Raw genomic sequence first — 24,900 nt, 5'->3', positions numbered from 1 at the left:
TTAATTATATAAATAAATTTTATATAAAACAAAAGAAACGTATATTTATCTCATATCATTTATTCTCTAGATGAGAATAGAATAATTTAGTTGACAAAAAAATATTTATTAATAAACTAGCCTACAGTTTAGTCAATAAGACTCGTAAGCGTTTACGTTAATCAACGCATATAACTTAGTTTTAGCCTGTTGTATTGGCAGTTATGTGCCGTTGTACAATCGTATTATTGGGGTCTTTCACTATGTCTTTTCATGACAAAAATTATTTTTTAGGTATTCCTAAACTGCCTACTCGAGCAATGATTTTTCTTGTTCCTTTTTTCCTTTCTTTTATTATGTCAGGTATTGTTGCTTTTATTAGTACCGTCAAATCGTTAGGAATGGGTATGTATGTTATCTCCCCATGGTTAAGCTCTTGGGGGATCTCTTGGATGATTGCTTTTCCAACCGTCTTATTTGTATTGCCTATCGCAAGACGTTTCTCTCTGTTACTGGTTAAGCCTGCAAAATCGAATGACTAATTAGAAAAAAGATCAGTATTTAGTGCTGATCTTTTTCATGTTGTTCATTTCTTGTTTTATACGTTTGAAATAATATCTTATTCCGTTGTAGCAGATTAAAATAAGGTGATAGTTTATTGAGTAACTTTTACATTTTTTAATAACTATAAGGTTTAGGTAAGAATAAATAATAACTAAGAAATAAAGTATTTATCATCACAATGTGAAGTAGGGCATCGCCTTGATGGATAAGATCCGATAGCCTTAAACTTGTATATTAAATCCATTTATTTATAAGCAAAGTAATTTTCTTTGCATAAATTCTTATTGGTAGCAGGAGGCTTTATATGAGTTTGTTGTTTTCCCCTAAAAAATTAGGCCCCCATCAGTTAGATAATCGTATTATTGTTGCGCCAATGTGCCAATATTCAGCACAAGATGGTTATCCGACAACGTGGCACATTATGCATTATGGGCAGCTTGCATTATCAGGTGCTTCGCTTGTGATTGTGGAAGCAACTGCTGTTGAACCGAGAGGCCGTATTAGCTATAAAGATTTAGGCATTTGGTCTGATCAGCATGGCAGTGAATTAAAAAAATTGGTTGATAATATTAAGCAATATTCCTCTGCTAAAATTGGTATACAAATCGCCCATGCGGGGCGCAAAGCATCAACTGATTTACCTTGGAATGGTGGCGGATCATTAGCACCAGATTATCCTTATGGTTGGCAAAAAGTTGCACCTTCAGCAATTCCTTTTGGAAAAAATCATCAGCCTCATGCTCTGACTATTGAAGAAATTGAAGAGATAAAGCAATCCTTTATTGAGGCAGCGAAAAGAGCAGAATCAGCAGGTTTTGATGTTATTGAAATTCATGGCGCTCATGGATATTTATTGCATGAATTCTTATCCCCATTATCAAATGATAGAACAGATCAGTATGGTGGTGATTTTAATAATCGTAGTCGGTTATTAGCAGATGTTTTTGTTGGAGTGAAAAATGCTGTTTCTGATAATGTTTGTGTTGGCGTGAGAATTTCTGCAACAGATTGGGTTGACTGTGGCTGGGATCTTGAAAGCACAGTTGCTTTAACGCAACATCTTGAAGAGTTAGGTTGCCATTATATTCATGTTTCTTCTGGTGGTTTATCTGATAAGCAAAATATTAAACTAGGCCCTAATTATCAAGTGCCATTTGCTCAGGCTATTTATAATGAAACACAATTGCCAGTTATTACGGTTGGACTTATTACCGAGCCAGAACAAGCTGAAGCTATTTTATTAACAGAGCAAGCTGACTTTATTGCACTAGGTCGAGGTATTTTATACGATCCTCGTTGGCCTTGGCATGCGGCAGAAAAACTGAAGCAAACCATAAAAGTAGCGCCTCAATATTTACGTTGTGCGCCTCATGGGAGTAAAGATTTTTTTAAATAGTCATTTCTTAAACCATGGATAGTCATAAAATGTTATGTAGATTATCCGTGGTTTTTTCGTCAATAAAGCTTATGATGACAGATAACAATAGTGGTATAAGTTTATCGAATAAAGAGACAGGATAATAAAGTAAAATGAAACAAAATCCTTTATTACTTCAACCTAGGATAGCTTAAGGCGATGTGTTTTGAATGCGAACACATCATCAGAGAATTAAGCATTCTTTGATGACTCATTAATTTATAGCGAGTCATATTATGAAAAATAAGCATTGGTCACGTGTAGAATATCTACATGAAACAGTAAAAAATAAAAACATTATCATCAAAGGACAACATAGTTATTACAGTGATTGTTGGGATGAGGGTTTTGAAGCTTCTGTTGTGCGCTATCTTTATGGTGATGAAGTTAGCCTGCAATGGGAACCATTATGGGAAATTGATAAATTATATATCGGTGATTATGTTTGTATTGGTGCACAAGCCGTTATATTAATGGGCGGAAACCATACTCATCGTATGGACTGGTTCTCTCTATATCCTTTTATGGATAAAATTGAAGAAGCTTATATAGGTAAAGGTGATACTCATATTCAGGATGGTGCATGGATAGGAATGCGTGCAATGATAATGCCTGGAGTCACTGTTGGTGAAGGGGCTATTGTTGCTGCTAATAGTGTTGTTTCCAAAGATGTGGAGCCTTATAGTATTGTAGGTGGAACGCCAGCGAAACATCTTAAATTCCGTTTTGATCCAAATGTGATTGAGCAACTTTTATCGTTAAAAATTTATCAATGGTCAGAGAAAAAATTTGAAGCTCTTAGGCCTTATTTATGTCAATCCTCAATTGATAAATTATTAATCGCAGAAGCGACTTTTATTGAATAAACATAAATCCCTAAACATAAAAATGTTTAGGGATTTATACTTAGTTATTGTTGTAATATAAATTTATAATGCTATTAAAATATAAAAAAATAGCGTTATTATTATTTGATCTTTATCTCAAAATTTAAAACATTTTAATTTTATTAAAATAGATCTTGTTTTTAATATTAAAAACCATTCTTATTTTTTTATTATTTGTCTTTTTTCTTTAGTGGTTGATTTTATTTTGAAAATAAAAAAATAGTAATTTATTTTTTTATTGATTATATAATTATATATCAATGTTATTATTCATTTATAATGAAATTCCTGAGTGGAATTAAATTATTTTGTAAAATATATAATGTGTAAAAAATAAAATACATATTACTCTATGTATGAGTTTATTAATTATGGAGTGATATAAATATGATTTGCAATATAAGTTTTAAGATGAAACTATTGGCTATTATATTATTTTCATCTACATTTTCTTATGCCAACAATACCACTTTATTAGGTGGAGATAGTAAAGCAGATGGTAATGAGGCGACAGCAGTTGGATATAATACGTGGGCACATTCAGACCAATCAACAGCGATTGGAGCTAATGCCGGCGCTGAAGGTAAAAATGCAACAGCAATCGGTCATAAAAGTACGGCAATAGGGGATAATGCATTGTCATTAGGAAGTGGGGCAATGGCTATTGGCGAAGGTTCACTGTCTATTGGCTCTCAAGCTTATAGTGAAGGTAAGGATGCAATTAGTATAGGTAAAGGTGCAATAAATAATGCGGAAAATGGGGTGATATTAGGCAGTGGAAGCCGCCTTTCAGATAGCGCTGAAAATTCGGTCCTTATTGGCAGTAAGTCATCAGGAACAGCAAGTAATGCTATTATATTAGGTGATAAAAGCAGTAATAATCGAGATAATACGCTATCAATAGGCAGTGATAAAAATCAGCGACAAATTATTAATGTTGCAGCAGGAACACAAGATACAGATGCGGTGAATGTTTCTCAACTGCAAGAAGAGAAAAATAATATTCTTATTGAAGCTGATAAGCGTATTCGTGACAATAATGTCGTCATCAATGATAAAATTGAGCAAGAAAAAAATACTCTACTCAAAGCAACCACAACTCAAATAAATGAAAATAACAAAGTAATACAAAATGATATCTCTAAAGCAAGTGAAGCTGTATTAAAACAAAGTGAATCTAAAGCAAAGGTATTGGCTGATGATGCAAATAAAAAATCAAATCAATATACTGATAGTAAAATAAACGAACATCAAGATACAATTATTAATTATATCAATGAAGAAAAAAATGAATTCTACCTTTATACCGAAGATAAACTTTCAGACATGAAAGCCGGTGTTGAGTCTTATACTGATAATAAAATTAGTGAGTCTGAAAAGGATATTAAAAATTACACAAACAATAGATTTATTGAAGTTGAAAATAGTGGTAAAGAGTATACTGATTTTAAAGTTAATCAGCATGATGTAAAAATAGTTGAGCATATTGATAATGTTAGAAATGAAATTACAATATCAACAGAAGGGCAAGTTAAAGCATCAGAAAAAAGTGCTAATAGTTATACGGATATAGAAATTAGTAAAATAGCATCGGGTATGGAAGGGCTTATTGGAAAAAATAATGAAAAAATAATAAAGGAGCGTGAGAAGTATATTAATCAAAAAGGAAATGAGTATATTAATATCACTAATAGCATTATTAGTGAGAGAGATGAATCGTTGAAGGAATATATAGAAAGATCAAAACATGACTCTATCTCTATTGCAAATGAATATACCAATAATAAAATTAAAAATATCTTTATTGATAACGATATTGCACTGAAAAATATGGATAATAAAATTGATAAGGCAGATAAGAGAGCAAGTGCTGGTATCGCTTCCGTTGCAGCTATGGCGAATATTCCCTATGTGACGGCTCACACTTTTAGTTTAGGTGTGGGGGTTGGTAATTATCGAGATGCTAATGCACTTGCAACAGGTGCTCAGTATCAAATAACAGAAAGTGCAATTATTCGTGTTTCAGCTTCATGGAATACGGAAGATCGCGGTGTTGTCGGTGGTGGTGTTTCTTATGGCTGGTAAGTGTCTACTAAATAATATTGCTTAGGATAATAATGAGAAATAAGGTCGTTTTTTCTTATAGGATTGACTGGCTTTTATGCCGTCGATTTGAATAATAAGGATAACGACCTTTGTTTTTATAATGAGACTATCATGATCTATCTTCATTCTGGTGGTGGCTGTATAGAAAAGCAAGTAAGAGTAAATCAAGCCGCAACAGATAAAGCGCAAGAAATTGCTAACAATATAATGAAACCACTCATTCAAATAAGATCGCTTACTGACCTCTCTGGGGATAATGAGGATGTTGGCGTAATATTGCTCATTGAACCTTCCATCGATTTGGCGCTTGAAGTGGGCCGAAGATATTCACACTCTGTTGATATAGTTATTGCTGAAAGTGCAAAAATGGGAATGAAATTAACAGTTTGTCAGATTGAATTTTCAGTAATAAAGATCTGTGTTCTCTAATTCTCTGTTGTATACAGTTATCCACATTAACTGTGGATAACTCTTGTCTTACATGTTAGTAATCTTATTACTATTTGATTTTATTGAATATTTATCATTGATTGAAAAATATCCATTTGAATTAATTATTTTAATGTCTTGTTCTTACTAAGAATAATTTACGACATAATAAAATCATGTACTTTTTAATTAAGGCAGGTCAAAAGAGAGATAGTACTCTTTATAAGAGGCTATTTGTCGAATAATGGCGTGGGTTTTCCGGCATTATCGACAGCTACAAAATTAAATTGGCCATGGATCACTTCTTCTCGTCCTTCAGCGTACATATCTTCCAGAAAAATTGAGACATTAACCGTTAAGCTAGTACGTCCAACACGAATAACTTCACCGACTAGTTCAATAATCGTGCCTGATGGGATCGGATGATTAAAGTTAATCTTTTCGGTTGAGACAGTCACTAGGCGTTTACGACTAAAGCGTGTGGCGGTAATAAATGACACTTCGTCCATCCAAGCTAATGCAGTACCACCAAAGAGTGTGGAGTGATGGTTAGTTGTGGTTGGAAAGATAACTTTAGAAACGCGAGTAACTGAATTTTTGATTTTATCTTGCAGTTCAGGAGATAAGTCAGAGATAGACATAACAATAAAGCCTTCTTCTTTTTGATACTGTAGGGAAATTTTCCCCACAGTATAAAATAGAGTAAATTGAAAGCAAAGTAGATGAATGGCTGATAATGTCGTCAGTAATTAAAAGGTAATTTCACCTGCTAGAAAAAGAGTCGCGTCACCGGTAAGTAGAATACGACCATTTTTTAATTCACAGTCGATATTTCCACCTCGTTTTGAGACTTGTCTTGCGTGTAATTGTTTTTTATTTAGCTTATCACTCCAAATAGGAGCTAATACACAGTGAGATGTACCAGTAACGGGATCTTCATTAACCCCTTTTACAGGTGCAAAGAAACGAGAAATAAAATCAAAAGGTTTATTGCCTTTAGCTGTAATAATAACGCCAGGTAAATCTAACTGTGCGATTTGAGTGAAATCAGGTTGGTAGTTAATGACTGTTTTTGGATCAGATAAAAAGCAGACATAACGATCATGTGCTTGCCAAACTTCATTGATGATTAAATTAAGTTGTGTTTCGAGTTGTGATTTTATGCCGTTATTTAACGTTGCTGGAATGGTTGGAAAATCAAGCGTAAAAAATGAATCTTGGCAAGAGACGGTGAGCTCACCTGAAAGTGAATGAAATTTAAATAAATTATCTGGAGCGTGTTTGATCGTCTTTAATACAAATGCGGTGGCTAATGTGGCATGTCCACATAATGGTACTTCTATTTTTGGTGTAAACCAGCGAATGTGATCATCCACTAAAAAAGCGGTTTCAGGTAAATTAATCTCACTAGCAAGTGTAATTAAGGTGGCATCTGGCAACCATTCTTCTAACAAAACGACAGCTGCGGGATTCCCTGAAAAAGGTGTAGAAGAAAAGGCATTAACATAATAAATAGGAAGAACAGTCATTCCATTACCTTAGTGATAAATTATCAATCAATAGAAGATAATGAGATTAAGTGTTTTAAATACTAGGTGCAATATATAAAAATCACCTTTAAATAACAGGGTATAAAAGCAAAAAGCCATGCCTAAGCAAATGAGGCATGGCTTCAATAATGAGCAACTGAAATTAAGCTTGTGCTTTCTCTTTGCTATCTGCGCTTTGTAAAATCTTACGAACTGGAATAATTAGTGCAGCAAGAACAACGGCACAAATAACCAGTGCGATAGAAACATGAGAGAAGAAATCAGGCATTACATCCAATTTGTCTGGACGAATATTTCCGCCCATTAAACCAGCGGCTAAATTACCTAATGCGCTTGCACAGAACCATAATCCCATGACCTGCCCACGCATTCTTGCTGGGGCTAAAATAGTCATTGTGGCAAGGCCAATTGGGCTTAGACATAATTCGCCTAATGTCAGCAATAAGATGCTACCAATCAACCAAAGTGGTGATACACCTTGTCCTGTTGCGATAACGCTTTCAGATGCAAACATCATGACGGTAAAGCCACCCGCTGCAAATAAAATACCAATCACAAACTTAGTGATGCTGCTTAAATTCATATTCTTACGTGCCATCATTGGCCATAACCAACTAAAGACAGGCGCAAGAACAATAATAAACAAGGCATTTACAGACTGGAACCAAACTGCAGGGATCTCAAAGCCCATAAAGTTTAAGTCTGTATAGTCATTGGCAAATAAGTTAAATGATGTCGGTTTTTGTTCGAATGCAGACCAGAAAAGGGCGGCTGAAACCAATAAAAGGAAACAAACAAATAAGCGAGAACGGTCACTACTACTTAATCCTGCGAATAGGAATAAATAGATAAAATAGGCGATAACACTACCGGAAATCACATAGACCATAAAGTTAGCCACAGCAACTGGGTTAAAAGGAATAACACCAGAAATGATAAGGCCAACAATTGCCATAAGAACGACAGATAACGCTAAAATCCATTGACCGACATTACGACGAACAACCGTTGGGCGATCCCAGCTTGAATCTAAACCTACTTCACTATCAAAGCGACGCATGGTCGGTACTGCGTAAAAGCGGAAAATCAGTAACGCAACAAGCATACCAATTCCACCAATACCAAAGCCCCAATGCCAGCCATAATCACGCACTAAGAAACCGGTGATGAGTGGTGCAATAAATGAGCCCATATTGATACCCATATAAAATAAGGAGAATCCACCATCACGGCGAGTATCATCCCTTTTATATAAGGTTCCTACCATTACTGTGACGCAGGTTTTAAATAATCCTGTGCCCAATACAATCAGTAATAAACCGATAAAGAACAGATCTTCTGACCAAAACGCAGAAAGTGCGATGGATAGGTGCCCTAATGCGATAAAGATAGAGCCATACCATACAGCTAGGCGTTGACCTAACCAGTTATCAGCCAGCCAACCTCCAGGTAGCGATGTTAAATAAACACCACCTGCGAAAATACCCACAATAGCAGATGCCTGCTCTCTGGGGATTTCCATGCCACCCTCATAAACGGTTGCCGCCATAAATAGAATTAATAATGGGCGAATACCATAGAAAGAAAAGCGTTCCCACATTTCAGTGAAGAAAAGGGAGCTTAATGGATATGGGTGGCCAAAGAAAGTTCGGCTAGATTTTGAGTGAGTAGATTGCATCTTAAATTCCCAAAAAAAACCTCTACAGGTCGTTTGCAAGTAAAAAGAACAAAATATTAGCAAGTGATGAAACAAAATTATTTCATTCTGTTATCAATATTCACCGCATTTAATTAATATATTTTTAACATACTTTTGTCAGAATTTAGCGACTAAAAGTATATTTAATACTTTATAAACCATTTTTTGGTGCAAAAGTCGATAAAAATCTCATTTTGCAATAGTTAACCTTGCAATTTTTTGAAAAAAGAGGACAAGAAAATTTTAGAGGTCTTAACAAACAGGCGTTAAGAATGTTCTTAATAAACAATAAATTACAAAAAATAGAATAAAAAAAGTAACAATTAGGCCTTTAAATGTAAAAGTGTAATTTTTTGAAGAAAAAAAACTATTAACTGATCTTATTTGTGGATTTTCTGACTACTTTTCTTGTGGCGTTCTAAAGCTTAACCAAGAATAAATTAGATTAAAAAAGACAACCGCCGCGGTGAAATAAAAAACAGCTCTAAATCCATAGCTTGCAGCAACAAAAGCACCCATTAACGGTCCTGTAACATTTCCAACATCCCTTAGTGCTTGGTTATAACTAAAAATTCGACCCGCAATAGCCGGGGTAATGTTATAGAGAATAAGCGTTTGCACTGCAGGTAACATAGCTGCATTGACTGCGCCAAGTAAAAATCGTAATGCACCAAGTTCCCAATAATTACTGACTAGTGCCATTGGAATTAGCATAAAAATAGAGAGCCCGAGGGTAAAAATAAGGACTTTATCAGGGCCAATTCGGTCACCAAGCTTACCAAAGCGAGGGGCACTAATCAGTGCAGCAATACCGGGTACGGAGGCAACAACACCACTGATAAAGGCAAGGTTACTGACTGATCCTGTTAATTCACGGATATAAAGTGTCAAAATAGGGGTAACTGAACCCGTTGCCACTTGAATGATCATTGTGGTGAAAAATAGACATACCACGAGTCTTTTGTTTTTAAGTGATGAAAAAACCTGTTTTGTAGTTAGTGCGTCTTTTTTAGAAACCGGTGTGAAGTTTTCACTCACGAAAAAGAGGGTGACTAGAAAACAAATAAATAAAACCGCTGAAGTAATAAAGAATACAGGGCGTAAACCATAGAGGTCGGCAAGCATTCCTCCAATTAAAGGACCGATTAAAGCGCCACTTACAGCACCCGTTGAAAGAGTACCTAATGCCCAACCACTTTTTTTGACAGGGACTTGAGTTGCAATTAATGCGTTAGCATTAGGAACAAAGCCACCTAATACACCTAGCAAGGCACGTAATACCAGTAACTGCCATATATTTTGTGCAAAACCAATTAATACCATGACAATTGCCATGCCAAGGGCAGAGCGTAATAGCATTAATTTTCGACCTTTCCTATCAGACAATTTTCCCCAGAAAGGGGCGGCGATAGCAGAAAAAAGAAAAGTAATACTAAATGCTACACCCGTCCAAAGGTTAAGCTCTTCATGATCGGTTATACCTAATTCTTCAACATATAAAGGAAGAAAAGGCATAATTAAACTAAAACCTGCGCCAGTTAGAAAACAACCAAACCAGACAATATAAAGATTACGTTTCCAAGAATTATTTCGGGGCTTGAGATCCATGTTACTCCTTTAGCCGAGAACGAGAGAGTAAACCAAGAAAATAGGCTGAACATAACCGTGGTGATGTTGAATATTGTGACAACGCATCGGTCTTCTTATTTGTAGTGAATAAGAATATAGCCATGATACAGAATAAGTGCGATAGGTCTTGCTCTTATAATGTGTTTTTGCAGGAGTTTACAGCTTGTGCTGTTGTTGATTTTATTATTGTTGTTTCAGCGTGTTGTCATATTACAAAGTGGCTGCTTTGGAATAAAACAGCCACTTCGTGATTAGTGTACTTTCTTTATTTCATTATATAAAGAAGCGTCCCCTTCTGGGCGGGTTTTAAAGCGGCGATGCAACCACATATATTGGTCTGGCGCACGTAAAATCTCTTGTTCAACCACTTTATTCATCGCCTTAGCAGTATTTTCCTCATTATCAACAGGAAAATCGGCAACAGCCGGAGAAATAATTAACTCATAACCCTTACCTTCAGGTAAGCGTTTGGGCGTAAATGGAATTAATGCAGGTTTGCTGGTTCTTGTCAGAATATAAGTTCCCGTTGTTGTTGCCGCTTTATCAACGGCAAACAAAGGTACAAAAACACTTTTACGTGGACCATAATCATGATCAGGTGCATACCAAACAATTTCTCCCGCTTTTAAGCTACGGATCATGCCTTTGACATCTTTTCTGTCGATCATAAATTTATTAGAACGTAATCGACCCCATGTTTGTAGCCAGTCCATAACGGGATTATCGTTAGGGCGGTAAACACCAACTCCTGGGTTATAGATACCAAAAATACGAGCACCTAGCTCAAGAGTAAGAAAATGTATCCCAATAAGTAAGATGCCTTGTCCTTTTTCTTGAACCGCTGAAATATTTTCAAGTCCGCTGACTTTAAACCAGCGCTTAACTCGCCATTCAGGCCAAAACCAAGCCATTCCAGTCTCAAACAATCCCATACCAACAGATTCAAAATTTTTATTAATTAAAGCTTCGCGTTCACTTTTTGGCATTTGTGGAAAACAAAGTTCAAGATTTCGTTCCGCTATTTGGACACGTTTTCTTAAAAAAACTTTAGAGAAACGACCTAGGCGTGTGCCTAGCCAATAAATGACAGGATAAGGAAGCAGAACCAGAATATAGAGTAATCCGATCCCAAACCAAGTCAGCCAATACTTAGGCTGCAAAAATGATTTTTTAAATGGAGGTGACTTTATCATAAGCCTATCTATTTACTATTTTTCCAATGAATATCTTATATTGTGACATTTTTTGGCGCAGATAAGAAATTTTGTCATAAATTAGGTGAAATTATTTCAATGCCTTGTAACGCAGTCACCAATTCAGCAATATTTTTAGCGGCCATTTTGTCCATCACTTTGGCTCGATGAACTTCAACAGTTCTTATTGAAACACAAGCAACTTCAGCGATTTCCCGGTTCATTAAACCTTGAATAACATAATAAGCAATGTCTTTTTCTCTTGGGGTTAATGATGCATAGCGACGACGAATATCATGCGCAGTAAAACGGGTATTTGTTTCAAGAAATGCGGCATCTAAGGCTGATAACAGTGCATTGCTATCAATGGGTTTTTGTAAAAAATCAATAGCGCCTTTTTTGATCTCCTCAACGGCCATAGGAATATCACCATGTCCTGTTAAAAAAATCACAGAAAGTGTACTGTGCTTATCAATTAAATGCTGGTGAACTTGTCTACCGTCAGGTTTTGGCATTCGCATATCTAACAGTACAACCCCTTGTTGATAGAGATTGACGTTGTTGATAAAGAATTCACTATCATTCCAAACATGGGCTGAATAACCTAAGCTTTCTAATAAAAACTGACAAGCATCAGTGACAGCAAGATCATCATCAACAAGGTGAATAGTGGGCATTTTTTCTCCGTTATTTATTTTTATTAGGGAAAATAAGCGTGATTTTTAATCCGACATTATTTTGCTCATTTTGTTGATTTTCAATATGAATATCCGCACCTTGAGAAAGCAATAATCGCTGGCAAATCACTAAACCTAATCCAAGTCCTTCCGTTTTTGTTGTTTGGAATGGAGAAAAAGGTTGTTCAAGCTGACTATGACTCATTCCGCCTGCATCATCTTCAATAACAACAAGCAATCTATCTGGTGCTTTGTGTGAACTTATCTTTAAATGCTTTGCACCTGCTTGCAGGCTATTGGTGATTAAATTCGATAAAATTTGCTCTAATAAGGTTTCGGGTAAACACAGAGTATCATGTTCATCAACATTGGTTTTCAGTGAAACTTGTGGGTATTTTTCTTCTACACGTAAAAGTTTCCAAATATGGTGGATACATTCCGCAATATTCTGATGAGAAAGCGTAATCGTATCTGTGTTAGGTGCCTGTTTTCCAACCCATAAACGTAGATTTCTAATGATATCAGCACCGCGTTGTGCTTGCTTGTCTATTTGTTGCAATGCAGGTAATAGCGGGTGTGACTCATTTTCTTTTTTAAGGCGAATGACACTACCTTGTGCATAACTTTTTATGGCGGAAAGAGGCTGATTAAGTTCGTGAGCAAATCCTGAAGCCATCTCCCCCAATATATTTAAGCGTTGAGCGTGTTCTAACTCTTCTTTTTGCTGCCTTAATCGATTATGAGCATGCTCTAATTGTTGACTGCGACGCCTTACTAAATAGCTAATCCACACTTGGTTTAAAATAAGAAAAAAGATAGCAGCCAACGAAAGACCAATAATAAATTGGTGTTGAATTGCCCAGCTTTTTGCATCCAGCCAAAGTTGGCGTTGTCGAGGATGTTGGTTGACTTCCCTGAGTAAGTTTTCAACTTGTGTATGTGATGCAGGGGCTCCCCATTTCATGGGTTTACTGTCATCCGTGAGTAAAGCGCGAGTCACTTTATCAACTAACTCATCAGGCACAGTGTCTAATGCTGCAAATGACCAATTAGGATACAGGGGGGTACTGGTTAAGCACGGAGTGTTAGTTTGATAGGAAATGACTGGGCGATAATCACTTTTTCGAATCAACCCTTCATTATCCATATTTTCTAGTAGGCAGACGGGAATAATTGCCGCGTTAATATCTTCATCTCGTAAGAGATAAAGCAAGGCATCGGCAGGAAAACCGGTAAAACGTAGAGTGAAATCTTTATCGGGATCGATACCTTCTTCGCGTAGTGTTTTATAACCTAAAAGATAACCACCAAAAGCATCGGGTGCAATAGCACCAACACGCTTTCCTATTAGCTCGTGAACAGAAGTAATTGGGCTGTCATTACGCACTAAAATCAGACTACCAATCACATTTCGTGTCGTGTTATCAGGCTCATAACCAGAGCGTAAAGAGAGTAACCAGCGTAATGGAAAAGCATTATCCAATTGAATAAATTGCGCAGGATTTGTTAGTAAGAAATCAACCTTTTTTTTCGCTACTGCTAGCTTCATTTCTTCCAGGTTTAAGGGAACTAACACAAAATTTTCTGAAGGTAATTGTTCATTTAATGTTTGAACAAGAGGTAACCAGTGCCTTTGTGTTGAAGCATCACCCCGTAAGGCCAAGACGCCAATATTCCACTCTTTTGCAATGGCATGTAGAGGAAGTACAAAAAAGAGCAGTAATAATCCGATACTTACTGTATTTCTTATCCCAATTGTCTGTTTTATCGTCATAAATATCTAATGTTAAATATTGTTTTGGATCAAGTTCATACCCGGTATGTGGTAAACCACAATAGGTGTTGTCTTCAGTAATTTTTACAATGCACTTATAACAAAACACATACTTTTTACTTTCTATTTCCTTCACTCATTGTGAGATTGTGTTGTTGAGTGATGCTGGAGACAAATATGGATCTTGGAAAACGAAAATTTCTACAACAATTAGGGGTCCTTACTGCAGGTGCTTCACTGGTTCCTTTAGCTGAAGCCGGCATTAAATTATCACCTGAGCGTCGTGAAGGCTCAGAAGATAAACGCTATGGCATGCTGATTGATTTACGCCGTTGTGTAGGATGCCAGTCCTGTACTGTGAGCTGTAATATTGAAAATCAAACACCCCAAGGGCAATTTAGGACGACAGTAAACCAATATCAGGTTGCTATCAAGGGGCAAGAGGGGATAACCAACGTCTTGCTACCTAGATTATGTAACCATTGTGATGAACCACCTTGTGTGCCAGTTTGTCCTGTCCAAGCAACTTTCCAACGTAAAGATGGCATTGTTGTTGTTGATAATGAACGTTGTGTTGGTTGTGCTTATTGTGTTCAAGCATGTCCTTACGATGCCCGTTTTATCAATCACTCAACACAAACTGCGGATAAATGCACTTTCTGTGCGCATCGTCTTGAAGTTGGTTTATTACCTGCCTGTGTCGAATCTTGTGTTGGCGGCGCGCGTATTATCGGTGATATGAAAGATCCTAATAGCACTATCAGTAAAATGCTGCGTACACATGAAAAAGAGCTGAAAGTATTAAAACCAGAAAGTGGCACATTACCACAAGTTTTCTATCTCGGCCTCGATGATGCATTTGTACAACCGTTAGCAGGTCAAGGACAACCAGCATTATGGCAGCAGGAGGTTCACTCATGATCCCGCAACTCTCTCAAATTCAAGAAGTCATTGCGATCCCGCAAGAATATTTTTGGTTGCCTTGGGCTGTGCAGTATTTCTTTTTTATTGGTATTGCTTGTTGCGCAACACTTTACGCCTGTTGGCAGTGTTGGAAAGGCCGTGCAGGTAATCAACGTTTAGAAGCCGTAGCGGTATTTATTGCAGTGACCGCGGGTATTACAGCACCGCTTGCTTTAACTGCAGATTTACACCAAACAGCGCGTGTATGGCACTTTTATGCTTATCCAACACCGTGGTCGTGGATGGCATGGGGTTCAATATTACTGCCATTGTTTTCGGCGTTTAGCATGCTTTACTTTGCGGCAATGGTTGTTCGCTTAGTGTGGAAACGTGAATATAAATTAACACGTTGGGTTGCATTAGCTTGCTCATTAACTGCAATTGGTTTGCTGTTATATACAGGGCGCGAAGCTTCTATCTTAAAAGCAAGACCTGTGTTGTATACCTATTGGTTACCGATCTTACTGTTCTTTAGTGCAATGCAAGTGCTACCAACATTGTTGGCATTAGGAACGCGTCGTGAACCTGTACATCAACGTGAATTAGCGATGTGGTTTGTAAGCTCATTAATGTTATTAGCAGTATGTACGGGTTTTTGGGTTGCTGGCGATACGATCTCAGGTCAGGCCATTAGACAACAATTAGCCATGGGAAGTCTTGGTTGGTGGAGTGCCATGGGCGTTATCGCACTATGGGTTATCTCTGTTGCAATGGGACTTTTGATGGCAAAACAAGCCCGTTCGATCGTATTTATTACCATTATGGCATTTGTATCAATGGGGCTTGCGTGGGTATTACGCTGGTTAATGTTGATGGGTGCACAATATATTCCAAAATATAACATTATTACAAATCCTTATGAATTTACGCTAGGCAATGATGGACTGATGGCAATCGTCGGAACATTTGGATTGTGGATAGCGTTAACCATCATATTTAGAGAAAGTATTCGTTGGGTTGTCAGGAGAGTGCAGCATGGCTAAGTTTACAAGACGTCAATGGCTTAAAGGTGGATTGGTTATCGGTGGTATTGCCGCATTTGCTGCCAGCTACCGTGATGTTGCTAAACGTGCCATAGATGGTTTAGTTGATGGCACATCAGGTAAAGTGACACTTGACAGGATCAATGGCAACTCATTATTACCTGAAGGTAAGGTTGTTAAAGAGAGCAAATGGCAAGCGAATACTGATCAATCGGTTTGTATGACCCAATGTTTTGGTTGTTGGACGCAATGCGGTGTTCGTGCCCGTGTTGATAGAGCAAACAATAAAGTATTACGTATTGCAGGTAACCCTTATCATCCACTTTCTCATGATCATCATTTTGGCTACAACATGCCAATTAAAGAAGCATTTGAAAAAATGGGGGGTGAAAGTGGGTTAGAAAATCGCTCCACGGCCTGTGCGCGTGGTGCAACCATGATGGAAAGCCTTGATAGCCCAACACGTATTCTTGAGCCGATGAAACGAGTTGGTAAACGTGGTGAAGGTAAATGGAAACGCATCAGTTTTGAACAATTGATCCAAGAAATTGTTGAAGGCGGTGATTTATTCGGAGAAGGTCATGTTGATGGTTTGCGTGCGATCCGTGATTTAGACACTCTGATTGATCCCAAACAACCCTCATTAGGTCCTAAAGCTAACCAATTATTAATGACAAATGCGGGTGATGATGGACGTGATACATTTATTCGTCGTTTCGCTCAAAACTCATTTGGTAGTAAAAACTTTGGCGCTCATGGCTCTTATTGTGGGTTAGCGTATCGTGCTGGCTCTGGTGCGTTAATGAACGATTTAGATAAAAACGCCCACGTTAAACCAGATTGGGATTATGTTGAATTTGCACTGTTCTTAGGAACATCACCAGCACAATCAGGTAACCCATTTAAACGTCAAGGTCGCCAGTTAGCTAATGCACGTATTCGTGACTCGTTTAATTATGTGGTTGTTGCACCAGCTTTACCATTAACAACAACATTAGCTAACGATCATGGGCATTGGGTTCCTGTTCAACCAGGAACGGATGCTGCTTTAGTGATGGGAATGATCCGCTGGATCATTGAAAATAAGCGTTACAATGCAGACTATCTGTCAGTACCAAGCGAAGTTTCAATGAAAAATGTGGGTGAGAAGAGCTGGACAAATGCCACTCACCTTGTGATCAGTGATGAAAAACATCCACTTTCAGGACAAATGCTCACTACGGCACATTTGAATGATGTTGCTGAAGGGGAAGAGCAAAACTTAGTGTTATCGCTAGATGGTGAATTAGTTCCCGCAACACAAGTCGATAAAGCACAATTATTTGCTACGCATAAAATTACTTTAAAAACAGGCGCAGAAGTGACTGTTAAATCAAGTTTTCAATTACTTGATGAAGCGGCTAAACGTATGACTCTGGCTGAATATAGCGAGCGCTGTAAAGTACCAGAAACGACCATTGCCGCATTAGGCCGAGAATTTACCGCTTATGGGAGAAAGGCTGCTGTTATCTCTCATGGCGGTATGATGGGAGGAAATGGTTTTTATACTGCTTGGAGCGTGATTATGCTCAATGCACTAATAGGTAACTTAAACCTTAAAGGTGGGGTATCGGTTGGTGGCGGTAAATTTAATGGCGCAACAGATGGCCCTTGTTACAAAATGGATAGCTTTAAAGGTAAAGTGAAGCCAAAAGGCATGGTGCTATCACGTAGTAAAGCAGCCTATGAAAAATCCGATGAATATCGTGAGCGTGTAGAGAAAGGAGAATCGCCATATCCTGCCAAAGCGCCTTGGTATCCGTTTGCTGCGGGGCAATTAACTGAGCAATTGGGTTCTGCATTAGCGGGTTATCCTTATTCATTAAAAGCATGGATCACGAATATGACCAACCCTGTTTATGGGATTGCTGGTATTCGTCAAGTAATGGAAGAGCGCCTTAAAGATCCAAAGCATCTGCCTTTAATTATCGGTATTGATGCCTTTATGAATGAAACAACTGCGCTGGCAGATTATATCGTGCCTGATACACACAACTTTGAAAGTTGGGGATTTAGCGCGCCTTGGTCTGGTGTTCAAGTGAAAGCAAGTACTGCACGTTGGCCGATTATTGAACCTCGTGTTGCTAAAACAGCGGAAGGCCAACCAATCTCAATGGAAACATTCTGTATTGCTGTTGCAAAAGCCTTAGATTTACCAGGCTTTGGTGATAAAGCTATTGAAGATATGGATGGAAATTTTTATCCAATCAACAGTGCAGAAGATTACTATTTACGTGTTGCGGCTAATATGGCGTTTATGGGTGAAAAGCCGGTTGCTCCTGCAACTAATGAAGATATTTTATTAAGTGGTGTTGATCGAATTTTGCCAGTAATGACTTCCACATTAAAAAATGAAGAAGTATTACGTGTTGCATATATTTACACTCGAGGCGGTCGTTTTGCGCCTTATGACAAAGCATGGAATGGTGATGAAACGGGACCTCAGTGGAAGAAACCATTACAAATTTGGAATGAAGAAGTTGCAAAAAACCATCATGCAATAACGGGTGAACGTTATAGTGGTTGCCCAACTTATTATCCACCACGCCTTTCAGATGGTAGCGATATTCACCAGCACTATCCTGAAAATCAATGGCCATTAAAATTAATGTCCTTTAAGTCTCATGTGGTGAGTAGTTCAACGGGTATGATACAACGTTTACGAATGGTGAAACCGAGTAACTTGGTCGCAATTAATCCTCAAGATGGTAAAAAATGGGGTGTTAACCATGGTGATAAGGTTCGTATTGTAACACCTGGTGGGCAAGTTGAAGCTGAGATTAGTTTACTCGATGGTGTGATGCCAGGTGTTTTAGCGATTGAGCATGGTTATGGGCATCAAGAATTAGGCTCCCGTCAACATTACTTAGATGAACAACCTTTACCGATGGATAAAGGTATTGGTAATGGTATCAATCTTAATGATTTAGGGTTCGCTGATCCAACAAGAGAGATAACCAACACTTGGTTAGACTGGGTATCTGGTGCCTCTGTTCGTCAAGGTTTACCTGCTAAGATTGAACGTATCGCTTAATTATCTATCTTGAGTTTTTATCCATCACTTCACTCTTTAAAATGGAGAGTGAAGTGATAACAAAGTAAATAGCTTATTTTTTATATTATAAAATAGATATAATATTAGTTTAATTATTTTAATATCACATGTACCCTACATACATAATATTATTATAAATTTAAGGTGACCAACACGCCTATTCGTCATCATGCTTACAGAGAGTAATAATAGGAATCGGACTCCTTTTTTCTTTTGTTTATTTTATAATATAAAAACACAAGACTACTTTTCATATATGTACTTTAAAATGTTATATATGAAAAATAGCTCAATTCTATTTTTTACATTAATCTTCTCAGTAATATGTCTCTTGTGTGAATATACCGTACTATTGCTAATACATAGCTTTTTAGCTATTTGGTGATTGGGTAATTCATTCATCCAGTAATTAATAATTTTTTGTTCTTGTGTGCTGAAAATAGAGCACATAGAGTGTTTATATGTTGGAAAAAATACTTGGCATCGTGATGTGAATAAAGATGTTTTTTCAAGCACCCAAGGAAGTACTCTTTTAGGTAGGATAAAACAGTTATTTGTCAAAGAGATAGGTCTTTCTTTGTCAGGATAGTTTGCATCAATGTAGAGATAAAGTCGGCAATTTCTTGTTGAAATGAAAAAGAGTTGCAAATGTTGGCAGTGTGCTATTTCTCGGCAATATCGGGTAAGATCAATGAATATGATATCAGGCATAGAATGATTAATATAATTATTAGCTTCTTGTATAGATGATACATCAATAATTTCATGTCTTATATTTCTTTTGGAGAAATAATGTTTTATACCGTTACGAGTAAAGAAACATTCATCAATAATTAATATTTTCACAAATAACTTCCTTGTTTGTTACTATTCTATTAATTTATTAAAATAAAGATAACTTCATTTTATGTCAATTCGGCATATATATTATTTTTTTCAAGATATATCGAATAAAATAATTATTATTACTCTTGTATTAAATGATGATTTATTTATTAATGTTGTTAATTGTTTTTTATGATATGAAATTTATAAATAGATAGTATATAAGAAATGATTATGCGGAATGATAAAAATGAGAACAGGAGTACATAGTACTCCTGCTTTGCGTTCGCTATCTTTTTGTCGATCTTTTTATTAATGCTTGGTGTTGTCTGAAACAGAATCTTCAGATGATTCAATTTTATCAATACCTGCTTGAAGAATATGAATCAACTGTTTAGCTATGTCTGTTGTGAGCCAAAGTGTCTTATCTACAACTGCATTTTCTGGATGATGTTCGTTTTCAGGAAGATAATGTAAACGCAACATCATGGCATCGTAGATGTCAACGGTACTGATATCCCAGCCTACAACAGGATGTGTCTGTATAACTTCATTTTTTCTACTCATAATACCTCCTAATCATACAGCCGGTTTTGACTAAGAGAGAAGCTCCCACGCAATGTGGTTACTTTTCAGTATACGAGATTTATCATGATTAAAAAGATAAATTTTTGTTGTAACAAAAAAATGTGTGCTGGCTCTGATAAAAGAGTAATGCACCATTAACAGTCGAACAAATGTTATATGGTGCATTTTAGAAAAATATCAAGGGGTGAGATTAATCGACAGTAATATCCCAGTGAATATTTTCATTCGCTAAGAATGGGATAAGAGCTTCATTACCACAAAGAATTTGAGCAGGTGCTTCAATGGTTTTTTCTGTTAGCGTAATGGTGCCTTCATTTACAGGTAACCCATAAAAACGTGGGCCATTGAGTGAACAGAATGCTTCAAAGTGCGCTAATGCATCAAGCTCTTTAAATACGGTTGCATAGGCGGCTAATGCAGTAGGGGCATTAAATACACCCGCACAGCCACAAGAGGACTCTTTTCGATGTTGCAAATGTGGTGCAGAGTCTGTTCCTAAGAAAAAGCGAGAATTTCCAGATGCTACTGCTTGTCTTAATGCCTCTTGGTGAACATTACGTTTAAGAATTGGTAAGCAATAGAGATGAGGTTTAACACCGCCAACTAACATATGATTACGGTTAAACATCAAATGTTGTGGAGTAATGGTGGCGCCAAGAAATTCATTTCCTTCTAACACATACTGAGCCGCTTCTTTGGTTGTGATATGTTCAAAAACTATTTTTAGCTCAGGAAATTGTTTGCGCACAGGGGACATGACGCTATCAATGAAACGTGCTTCTCTATCAAAAATATCAATATGTGAAGCAGTAACTTCGCCGTGGATCAACAATGGCATACCGATTTTTTCCATCACACTTAAGATTGGATAAATCTTTGTAATATCAGATACACCATGGCTTGAGTTTGTTGTTGCATTTGCAGGATAAAGCTTACAGGCGGTGAAAACACCTTGTAAAAAACCTTGTTCAACTTCTGAAGGCAGCGTGCTATCCGTTAAATAACAAGTCATTAAAGGTTCGAAGTTATCACTAGCAGGAATAGCAGCTTTAATTCGATCACGATAAGCGCGAGCTGCTTCAATAGTTGTCACTGGTGGAACAAGGTTTGGCATGACAATGGCTCTGCCAAAATAACGACTGGTATAAGGAACAACGGTTTTTAGCATGTCATCATCACGAAAGTGAACATGCCAATCATCAGGACGGCGAATAGTGAGGGTGATAGGTTGTGCAGTGGTCATATACCGGCTCCGTGTGTCTTAGGAAAATCGAAAGATCAAGGATTGGATTGGACTAAGTAGTCAAGCCGGAAACGAATGCTAATACGAAAACGATTAAATAGCTACCATTTAATCGTATTTTTTATTATGTCTTATGGGATGCTGTAAGGGAAAACAGAGAATAAAATCAAAAGGTTACGAGGGTGACACAAATAGAAATGGCTCCTCCAACTGGACTCGAACCAGTGACATACGGATTAACAGTCCGCCGTTCTACCAACTGAACTATGGAGGAATAACACTAAGTGGCGTGTATCATATAGCGGTCGTTTTGATATGTCAAAGGACAATCCTCGATATTTGTTTAAGTGCGTAGATAAGCAACATTTTGTGCATTTCTAAAACGGATACTCTGATAAAGAGGTGATATTTTCTGCAATAATGAATAAAAATAAAGAGATAACGTACTCAACTGTAAAAACGGAGATCTTAAAAAATACATTAACGGAGAAGAGAATGAAATGAATTATGCTGAAGGTAGAAGGCAAAAAGCCCGCACTATAATAGCGCGGGCTTTTCTAAATTTGGCTCCTCCAACTGGACTTGAACCAGTGACATACGGATTAACAGTCCGCCGTTCTACCGACTGAACTATGGAGGAAGCGTGTTCTCGTGAGAACGAGACGGATAATAGCGAGGGTGATGAACTTTGTAAAGTGAAAAAAGTGAAATAATAGTTTAAGTGGTTAAAAAATAACTAATTTATAGATTTTAAATCAAATAAAGCTACTTTAAGATAAAAATGATTCAATAAATCACACTAGGTAAAATGGAAAATATAAAAACGAGTGTTTTTATTAGTCATTAAGTTATAGAAAGCGATTGATTCAACTTGAAGAAAAAGAGACAAGCAAAACCAAAGAAGAAAATAAAAAGTTAGAAAGCAAAAAGCCCGCACTATAATAGCGCGGGCTTTTCTAAATTTGGCTCCTCCAACTGGACTCGAACCAGTGACATACGGATTAACAGTCCGCCGTTCTACCGACTGAACTATGGAGGAAGCGTGTTCTCGTGAGAACGAGGCGAATAATAGCTATCCTTTGTCACCTTGTAAAGTAAAAAAATGAAAAAAAATACTGTTTGCTCAAGAGTGCATCAAGTTGTTTCTTTTTTGATAAAAATGTATAAAAAATAAATGGTTATCAGTAGACATTATGTTCAATAAGACATTTTTATTATGCGATGTAATTCTAAAGTCGATAAGGAACAATAAGAGGTCTTTTCAAAAGAAAGTTTTTCATACTGTTTAATAATACAATGTAAGTAATGCAGAGGTTAAATAGAAGATCCAGAGATAATGAATACCACCGATTTATCAACGCCGATTTTAATTGAGTTCGAAGAATTTAAAAAAACGCTCCTTTCCCATACGAAAGATAAAGAAGGAGGTTGGGATACGGCTGTTTCTGGATTAGCGCTGTGTCACTATACAACAACGACAGAATCAGAAGGGTGGATGTATGAGCCAAGTTTAGCTATTGCTGCTCAAGGTGCAAAACAAATAACAATAGGTTTAGAAACAAATTGTTATCGTCCCATGAATATGCTTTTGACATCATCTGATATACCCACTTTTGCTAAAGTTTGTGAAGCATCTAAAGAGGCGCCATTTTTAGCTATCTTACTTAAATTAGATCTCTCTTTATTACCTGAATTGTTAGCAGAGAATCGATTTGAATTATTGCAAGAAAGCAATCAACATAGAGCCCAACAAGTCGTTCCCGTCACAGCACCAATATTACAAGCAGTCACTAGACTTATTAAACTGATTGATACACCAGAAGATGTGCCTTTTATCGCTCCTTTGATCCAAAAAGAGATCCTTTATTACTTATTACGATCAAATGGTGGGGCAAGGCAGCAGTTATTGGCATCGCAACATCCTCAATGCCGCCAAATTAATCATGCTCTTGATTGGGTTAAAATGCATTATCGAAATACTATTCGTATTGAAGATTTGACCACATTAGTAGGAATGAGTACCTCTTCATTTCATTTCCACTTTAAAAATCGAACGGGTATGACACCACTACAATATCAAAAATGGCTACGCCTTAATGAAGCTCGACGCATTATGTTAATTGAAATGGCAGACGTTTCTGAAGCAGCATTTAGAGTGGGATATGAAAGCCCATCACAATTTAGTCGTGAATATCATCGATTATTTGGTTTAGCCCCTTTAAAAGATATTCAACGATTAAAAGAATCTGACACTGAAAGAGTATCTTTGGATTATTAGGCAAGAATAATGGAGAAATGAGTTAAAGCAATAATGAATGATTGCGTTACAGTCATGCTATTAGATTTTGGTATATAAAGGAGTGTGAAGTGGCTAACGTATTTATTATTAATGCATCAAAAGAATTCGATGGTTCTGAAGGAAAACTCAACGATCATTTAACGCAAGTTGCGACAACATTGCTATCTTCACATCAGATAAATGTGCAATCAACTCGTATTGATGATGGCTACGATAATGATGAAGAAGTTGATAAATATCTATGGGCTGACGTTATTATTTATCAAATGCCAGCGTGGTGGATGGAAGGGCCTTGGATCTTAAAAAAATATATTGATGATGTATTTAGTGCAGGTAGCGGTAAATTATTTATTGATGATGGTCGCACACGAAAAGATCCTTCAAAAAAATATGGTTCGGGAGGGTTGCTACAAGGTAAAAAATACTTACTTTCTGTGACTTGGAATGCGCCATTTGAATCTTTTGAAGAACAAGAGCAATTCTTTGAAGGAAAAGGTATTGATGCTGTGTATTTTCCATTCCACAAAGCAAATCAGTTTTTAGGTATGAAAGGATTAAAAACCTTCGGAATGTTTGATGTGGTAAAACAACCTCAAATTGAAAAAGATGTTGAGGCGTATAAAAAGCATTTAGAACAAGAAATTATTGGTTTGCATCGTTAAACTTAGTCAAGCGTATTTATGGGCTATCTCTTATTTACAAGAGGTCTAAACAGCCACAATGCGATAGAAATGAAAAAACAGATTAAAAAATGAGGAAAAGTGGCTGATTTTAATAGAAAAATATTGTTGAAATAGTTAATAGCAAAAAGCCCGCACTGTGATAGCGCGGGCTTTTCTAAATTTGGCTCCTCCAACTGGACTCGAACCAGTGACATACGGATTAACAGTCCGCCGTTCTACCAACTGAACTATGGAGGAAGCGTGTTCTTCTTGAGAACGAGGCGCATAATAACGATGATATATCAGAGTGTCAACGCTAAAAGTGGATTAAATATCTGT

The 24,900-nt window shown here is 37.0% G+C and carries 20 protein-coding genes and 4 tRNA genes; 10 read left to right on the top strand and 14 right to left on the bottom strand.

Features of this window, described 5'->3' with window-relative positions; translation table 11 throughout:
* Window positions 1–242 precede the first annotated feature (242 nt).
* The 5 genes from LG402_RS12945 (at window position 243) to LG402_RS12925 (ending at window position 5,382) form a co-directional block, all read left to right on the top strand.
* Window positions 243–521, top strand: a complete 279-nt coding sequence (locus LG402_RS12945; protein ID WP_109407842.1) for a DUF2798 domain-containing protein — start codon at window positions 243–245, stop codon at window positions 519–521.
* A 326-nt stretch (window positions 522–847) separates the two neighbouring features.
* Window positions 848–1,939, top strand: a complete 1,092-nt coding sequence (locus LG402_RS12940; protein ID WP_227335703.1) for an NADH:flavin oxidoreductase/NADH oxidase — start codon at window positions 848–850, stop codon at window positions 1,937–1,939.
* Between the two features lie 257 nt (window positions 1,940–2,196).
* Window positions 2,197–2,826 (top strand): CatB-related O-acetyltransferase, encoded by a 630-nt coding sequence (locus tag LG402_RS12935; RefSeq protein WP_109407840.1) that lies wholly within the window; start codon window positions 2,197–2,199, stop codon window positions 2,824–2,826.
* Between the two features lie 432 nt (window positions 2,827–3,258).
* Window positions 3,259–4,932: a YadA-like family protein gene (locus LG402_RS12930; protein ID WP_227335702.1), complete on the top strand. Its 1,674-nt coding sequence runs from the start codon at window positions 3,259–3,261 to the stop codon at window positions 4,930–4,932.
* A 132-nt stretch (window positions 4,933–5,064) separates the two neighbouring features.
* On the top strand, window positions 5,065–5,382 hold the full coding sequence (locus LG402_RS12925; protein ID WP_166540694.1) for a hypothetical protein: 318 nt from the start codon (window positions 5,065–5,067) through the stop codon (window positions 5,380–5,382).
* 230 nt (window positions 5,383–5,612) lie between these two features.
* On the opposite strand, the gene LG402_RS12920 is transcribed toward LG402_RS12925, so the two are convergent.
* The 7 genes from LG402_RS12920 to ttrS all read right to left on the bottom strand — a co-directional run bounded on the left by LG402_RS12920 (window position 5,613) and on the right by ttrS (window position 13,904).
* The gene (locus LG402_RS12920) at window positions 5,613–6,023 is read right to left on the bottom strand and encodes an acyl-CoA thioesterase (protein WP_072068555.1); all 411 of its coding nucleotides are present in this window, start codon (window positions 6,021–6,023) and stop codon (window positions 5,613–5,615) included.
* 108 nt (window positions 6,024–6,131) lie between these two features.
* On the bottom strand, window positions 6,132–6,911 hold the full coding sequence (locus LG402_RS12915; RefSeq protein ID WP_227335701.1) for a PhzF family phenazine biosynthesis protein: 780 nt from the start codon (window positions 6,909–6,911) through the stop codon (window positions 6,132–6,134).
* Between the two features lie 163 nt (window positions 6,912–7,074).
* Window positions 7,075–8,610, bottom strand: a complete 1,536-nt coding sequence (locus LG402_RS12910) for a peptide MFS transporter (protein ID WP_227335700.1) — start codon at window positions 8,608–8,610, stop codon at window positions 7,075–7,077.
* Window positions 8,611–9,030: 420 nt separating this feature from the next.
* Window positions 9,031–10,239, bottom strand: coding sequence for a multidrug efflux MFS transporter MdtG (gene mdtG, locus LG402_RS12905; RefSeq protein WP_072068552.1), 1,209 nt, complete (start codon window positions 10,237–10,239; stop codon window positions 9,031–9,033).
* Between the two features lie 272 nt (window positions 10,240–10,511).
* Entirely contained in the window at window positions 10,512–11,453 is a 942-nt protein-coding gene (locus LG402_RS12900; RefSeq protein ID WP_166540691.1) for a Kdo(2)-lipid IV(A) acyltransferase, read from the bottom strand.
* 74 nt (window positions 11,454–11,527) lie between these two features.
* Window positions 11,528–12,130, bottom strand: a complete 603-nt coding sequence (gene ttrR / locus LG402_RS12895) for a tetrathionate respiration response regulator TtrR (protein WP_166540690.1) — start codon at window positions 12,128–12,130, stop codon at window positions 11,528–11,530.
* Window positions 12,131–12,140: 10 nt separating this feature from the next.
* Window positions 12,141–13,904: a tetrathionate respiration histidine kinase TtrS gene (gene ttrS, locus LG402_RS12890; protein WP_166540689.1), complete on the bottom strand. Its 1,764-nt coding sequence runs from the start codon at window positions 13,902–13,904 to the stop codon at window positions 12,141–12,143.
* Window positions 13,905–14,081: 177 nt separating this feature from the next.
* Between ttrS and ttrB the strand changes: the two genes are divergently transcribed.
* Genes ttrB through ttrA form a run of 3 tightly spaced genes read left to right on the top strand, consistent with a single transcriptional unit; the run spans window position 14,082 to window position 18,923 of the window.
* Window positions 14,082–14,825 (top strand): tetrathionate reductase subunit TtrB, encoded by a 744-nt coding sequence (ttrB, locus tag LG402_RS12885; RefSeq protein WP_072068548.1) that lies wholly within the window; start codon window positions 14,082–14,084, stop codon window positions 14,823–14,825.
* Complete coding sequence (gene ttrC, locus LG402_RS12880; protein WP_166540688.1) at window positions 14,822–15,850, top strand: tetrathionate reductase subunit TtrC; 1,029 nt, start codon at window positions 14,822–14,824, stop codon at window positions 15,848–15,850. The genes ttrB and ttrC overlap by 4 nt, the downstream gene beginning before the upstream one ends.
* A complete protein-coding gene (ttrA, locus tag LG402_RS12875) occupies window positions 15,843–18,923 on the top strand; it encodes a tetrathionate reductase subunit TtrA (RefSeq protein WP_227335699.1) in 3,081 nt (1,026 codons plus the stop codon). Before ttrC ends, ttrA begins: the two co-directional genes overlap by 8 nt.
* A gap of 264 nt (window positions 18,924–19,187) precedes the next feature.
* Here the strand turns inward: ttrA and LG402_RS12870 are convergent, their stop codons facing one another.
* The 6 genes from LG402_RS12870 to LG402_RS12845 form a co-directional block, all read right to left on the bottom strand.
* Window positions 19,188–19,790, bottom strand: a complete 603-nt coding sequence (locus tag LG402_RS12870; RefSeq protein WP_166540686.1) for a response regulator transcription factor — start codon at window positions 19,788–19,790, stop codon at window positions 19,188–19,190.
* Between the two features lie 291 nt (window positions 19,791–20,081).
* A complete protein-coding gene (gene bssS, locus LG402_RS12865) occupies window positions 20,082–20,336 on the bottom strand; it encodes a biofilm formation regulator BssS (RefSeq protein ID WP_064720401.1) in 255 nt (84 codons plus the stop codon).
* 211 nt (window positions 20,337–20,547) lie between these two features.
* On the bottom strand, window positions 20,548–21,600 hold the full coding sequence (gene pyrC, locus LG402_RS12860) for a dihydroorotase (RefSeq protein WP_166540685.1): 1,053 nt from the start codon (window positions 21,598–21,600) through the stop codon (window positions 20,548–20,550).
* Window positions 21,601–21,798: 198 nt separating this feature from the next.
* Window positions 21,799–21,874: transfer RNA gene (locus tag LG402_RS12855), tRNA-Asn, on the bottom strand.
* Between the two features lie 290 nt (window positions 21,875–22,164).
* Window positions 22,165–22,240 (bottom strand) — tRNA-Asn (locus LG402_RS12850).
* Window positions 22,241–22,563: 323 nt separating this feature from the next.
* Window positions 22,564–22,639: transfer RNA gene (locus LG402_RS12845), tRNA-Asn, on the bottom strand.
* Between the two features lie 297 nt (window positions 22,640–22,936).
* Between LG402_RS12845 and LG402_RS12840 the strand changes: the two genes are divergently transcribed.
* The gene (locus tag LG402_RS12840) at window positions 22,937–23,878 is read left to right on the top strand and encodes an AraC family transcriptional regulator (RefSeq protein ID WP_227335698.1); all 942 of its coding nucleotides are present in this window, start codon (window positions 22,937–22,939) and stop codon (window positions 23,876–23,878) included.
* 89 nt (window positions 23,879–23,967) lie between these two features.
* On the top strand, window positions 23,968–24,561 hold the full coding sequence (locus LG402_RS12835; RefSeq protein WP_227335697.1) for an NAD(P)H-dependent oxidoreductase: 594 nt from the start codon (window positions 23,968–23,970) through the stop codon (window positions 24,559–24,561).
* 182 nt (window positions 24,562–24,743) lie between these two features.
* Here LG402_RS12835 and LG402_RS12830 read toward each other — a convergent pair.
* Window positions 24,744–24,819 (bottom strand) — tRNA-Asn (locus LG402_RS12830).
* Window positions 24,820–24,900: the final 81 nt, after the last annotated feature.

This window comes from Proteus sp. NMG38-2, from assembly GCF_020640995.1.
Taxonomy (GTDB): Bacteria; Pseudomonadota; Gammaproteobacteria; order Enterobacterales; family Enterobacteriaceae; genus Proteus.
The sequence above is the reverse complement of the archived record's forward strand: the minus strand, read 5'-3'. Positions and strand labels throughout refer to the sequence as shown.

Bases quoted from the DNA above. Each gene is read 5' to 3' on its own strand.
- LG402_RS12900 (WP_166540691.1), bottom strand. From the start codon at position 11,453: ATGATAAAGTCACCTCCATTTAAAAAATCATTTTTGCAGCCTAAGTAT.
- ttrS (WP_166540689.1), bottom strand. From the start codon at position 13,904: ATGACGATAAAACAGACAATTGGGATAAGAAATACAGTAAGTATCGGA.
- bssS (WP_064720401.1), bottom strand. From the start codon at position 20,336: ATGAGTAGAAAAAATGAAGTTATACAGACACATCCTGTTGTAGGCTGG.
- LG402_RS12940 (WP_227335703.1), top strand. From the start codon at position 848: ATGAGTTTGTTGTTTTCCCCTAAAAAATTAGGCCCCCATCAGTTAGAT.
- ttrB (WP_072068548.1), top strand. From the start codon at position 14,082: ATGGATCTTGGAAAACGAAAATTTCTACAACAATTAGGGGTCCTTACT.
- LG402_RS12945 (WP_109407842.1), top strand. From the start codon at position 243: ATGTCTTTTCATGACAAAAATTATTTTTTAGGTATTCCTAAACTGCCT.
- LG402_RS12910 (WP_227335700.1), bottom strand. From the start codon at position 8,610: ATGCAATCTACTCACTCAAAATCTAGCCGAACTTTCTTTGGCCACCCA.
- LG402_RS12920 (WP_072068555.1), bottom strand. From the start codon at position 6,023: ATGTCTATCTCTGACTTATCTCCTGAACTGCAAGATAAAATCAAAAAT.
- LG402_RS12840 (WP_227335698.1), top strand. From the start codon at position 22,937: ATGAATACCACCGATTTATCAACGCCGATTTTAATTGAGTTCGAAGAA.
- pyrC (WP_166540685.1), bottom strand. From the start codon at position 21,600: ATGACCACTGCACAACCTATCACCCTCACTATTCGCCGTCCTGATGAT.
- LG402_RS12930 (WP_227335702.1), top strand. From the start codon at position 3,259: ATGAAACTATTGGCTATTATATTATTTTCATCTACATTTTCTTATGCC.
- ttrR (WP_166540690.1), bottom strand. From the start codon at position 12,130: ATGCCCACTATTCACCTTGTTGATGATGATCTTGCTGTCACTGATGCT.
- LG402_RS12915 (WP_227335701.1), bottom strand. From the start codon at position 6,911: ATGACTGTTCTTCCTATTTATTATGTTAATGCCTTTTCTTCTACACCT.
- LG402_RS12925 (WP_166540694.1), top strand. From the start codon at position 5,065: ATGATCTATCTTCATTCTGGTGGTGGCTGTATAGAAAAGCAAGTAAGA.
- mdtG (WP_072068552.1), bottom strand. From the start codon at position 10,239: ATGGATCTCAAGCCCCGAAATAATTCTTGGAAACGTAATCTTTATATT.
- LG402_RS12935 (WP_109407840.1), top strand. From the start codon at position 2,197: ATGAAAAATAAGCATTGGTCACGTGTAGAATATCTACATGAAACAGTA.
- ttrC (WP_166540688.1), top strand. From the start codon at position 14,822: ATGATCCCGCAACTCTCTCAAATTCAAGAAGTCATTGCGATCCCGCAA.
- ttrA (WP_227335699.1), top strand. From the start codon at position 15,843: ATGGCTAAGTTTACAAGACGTCAATGGCTTAAAGGTGGATTGGTTATC.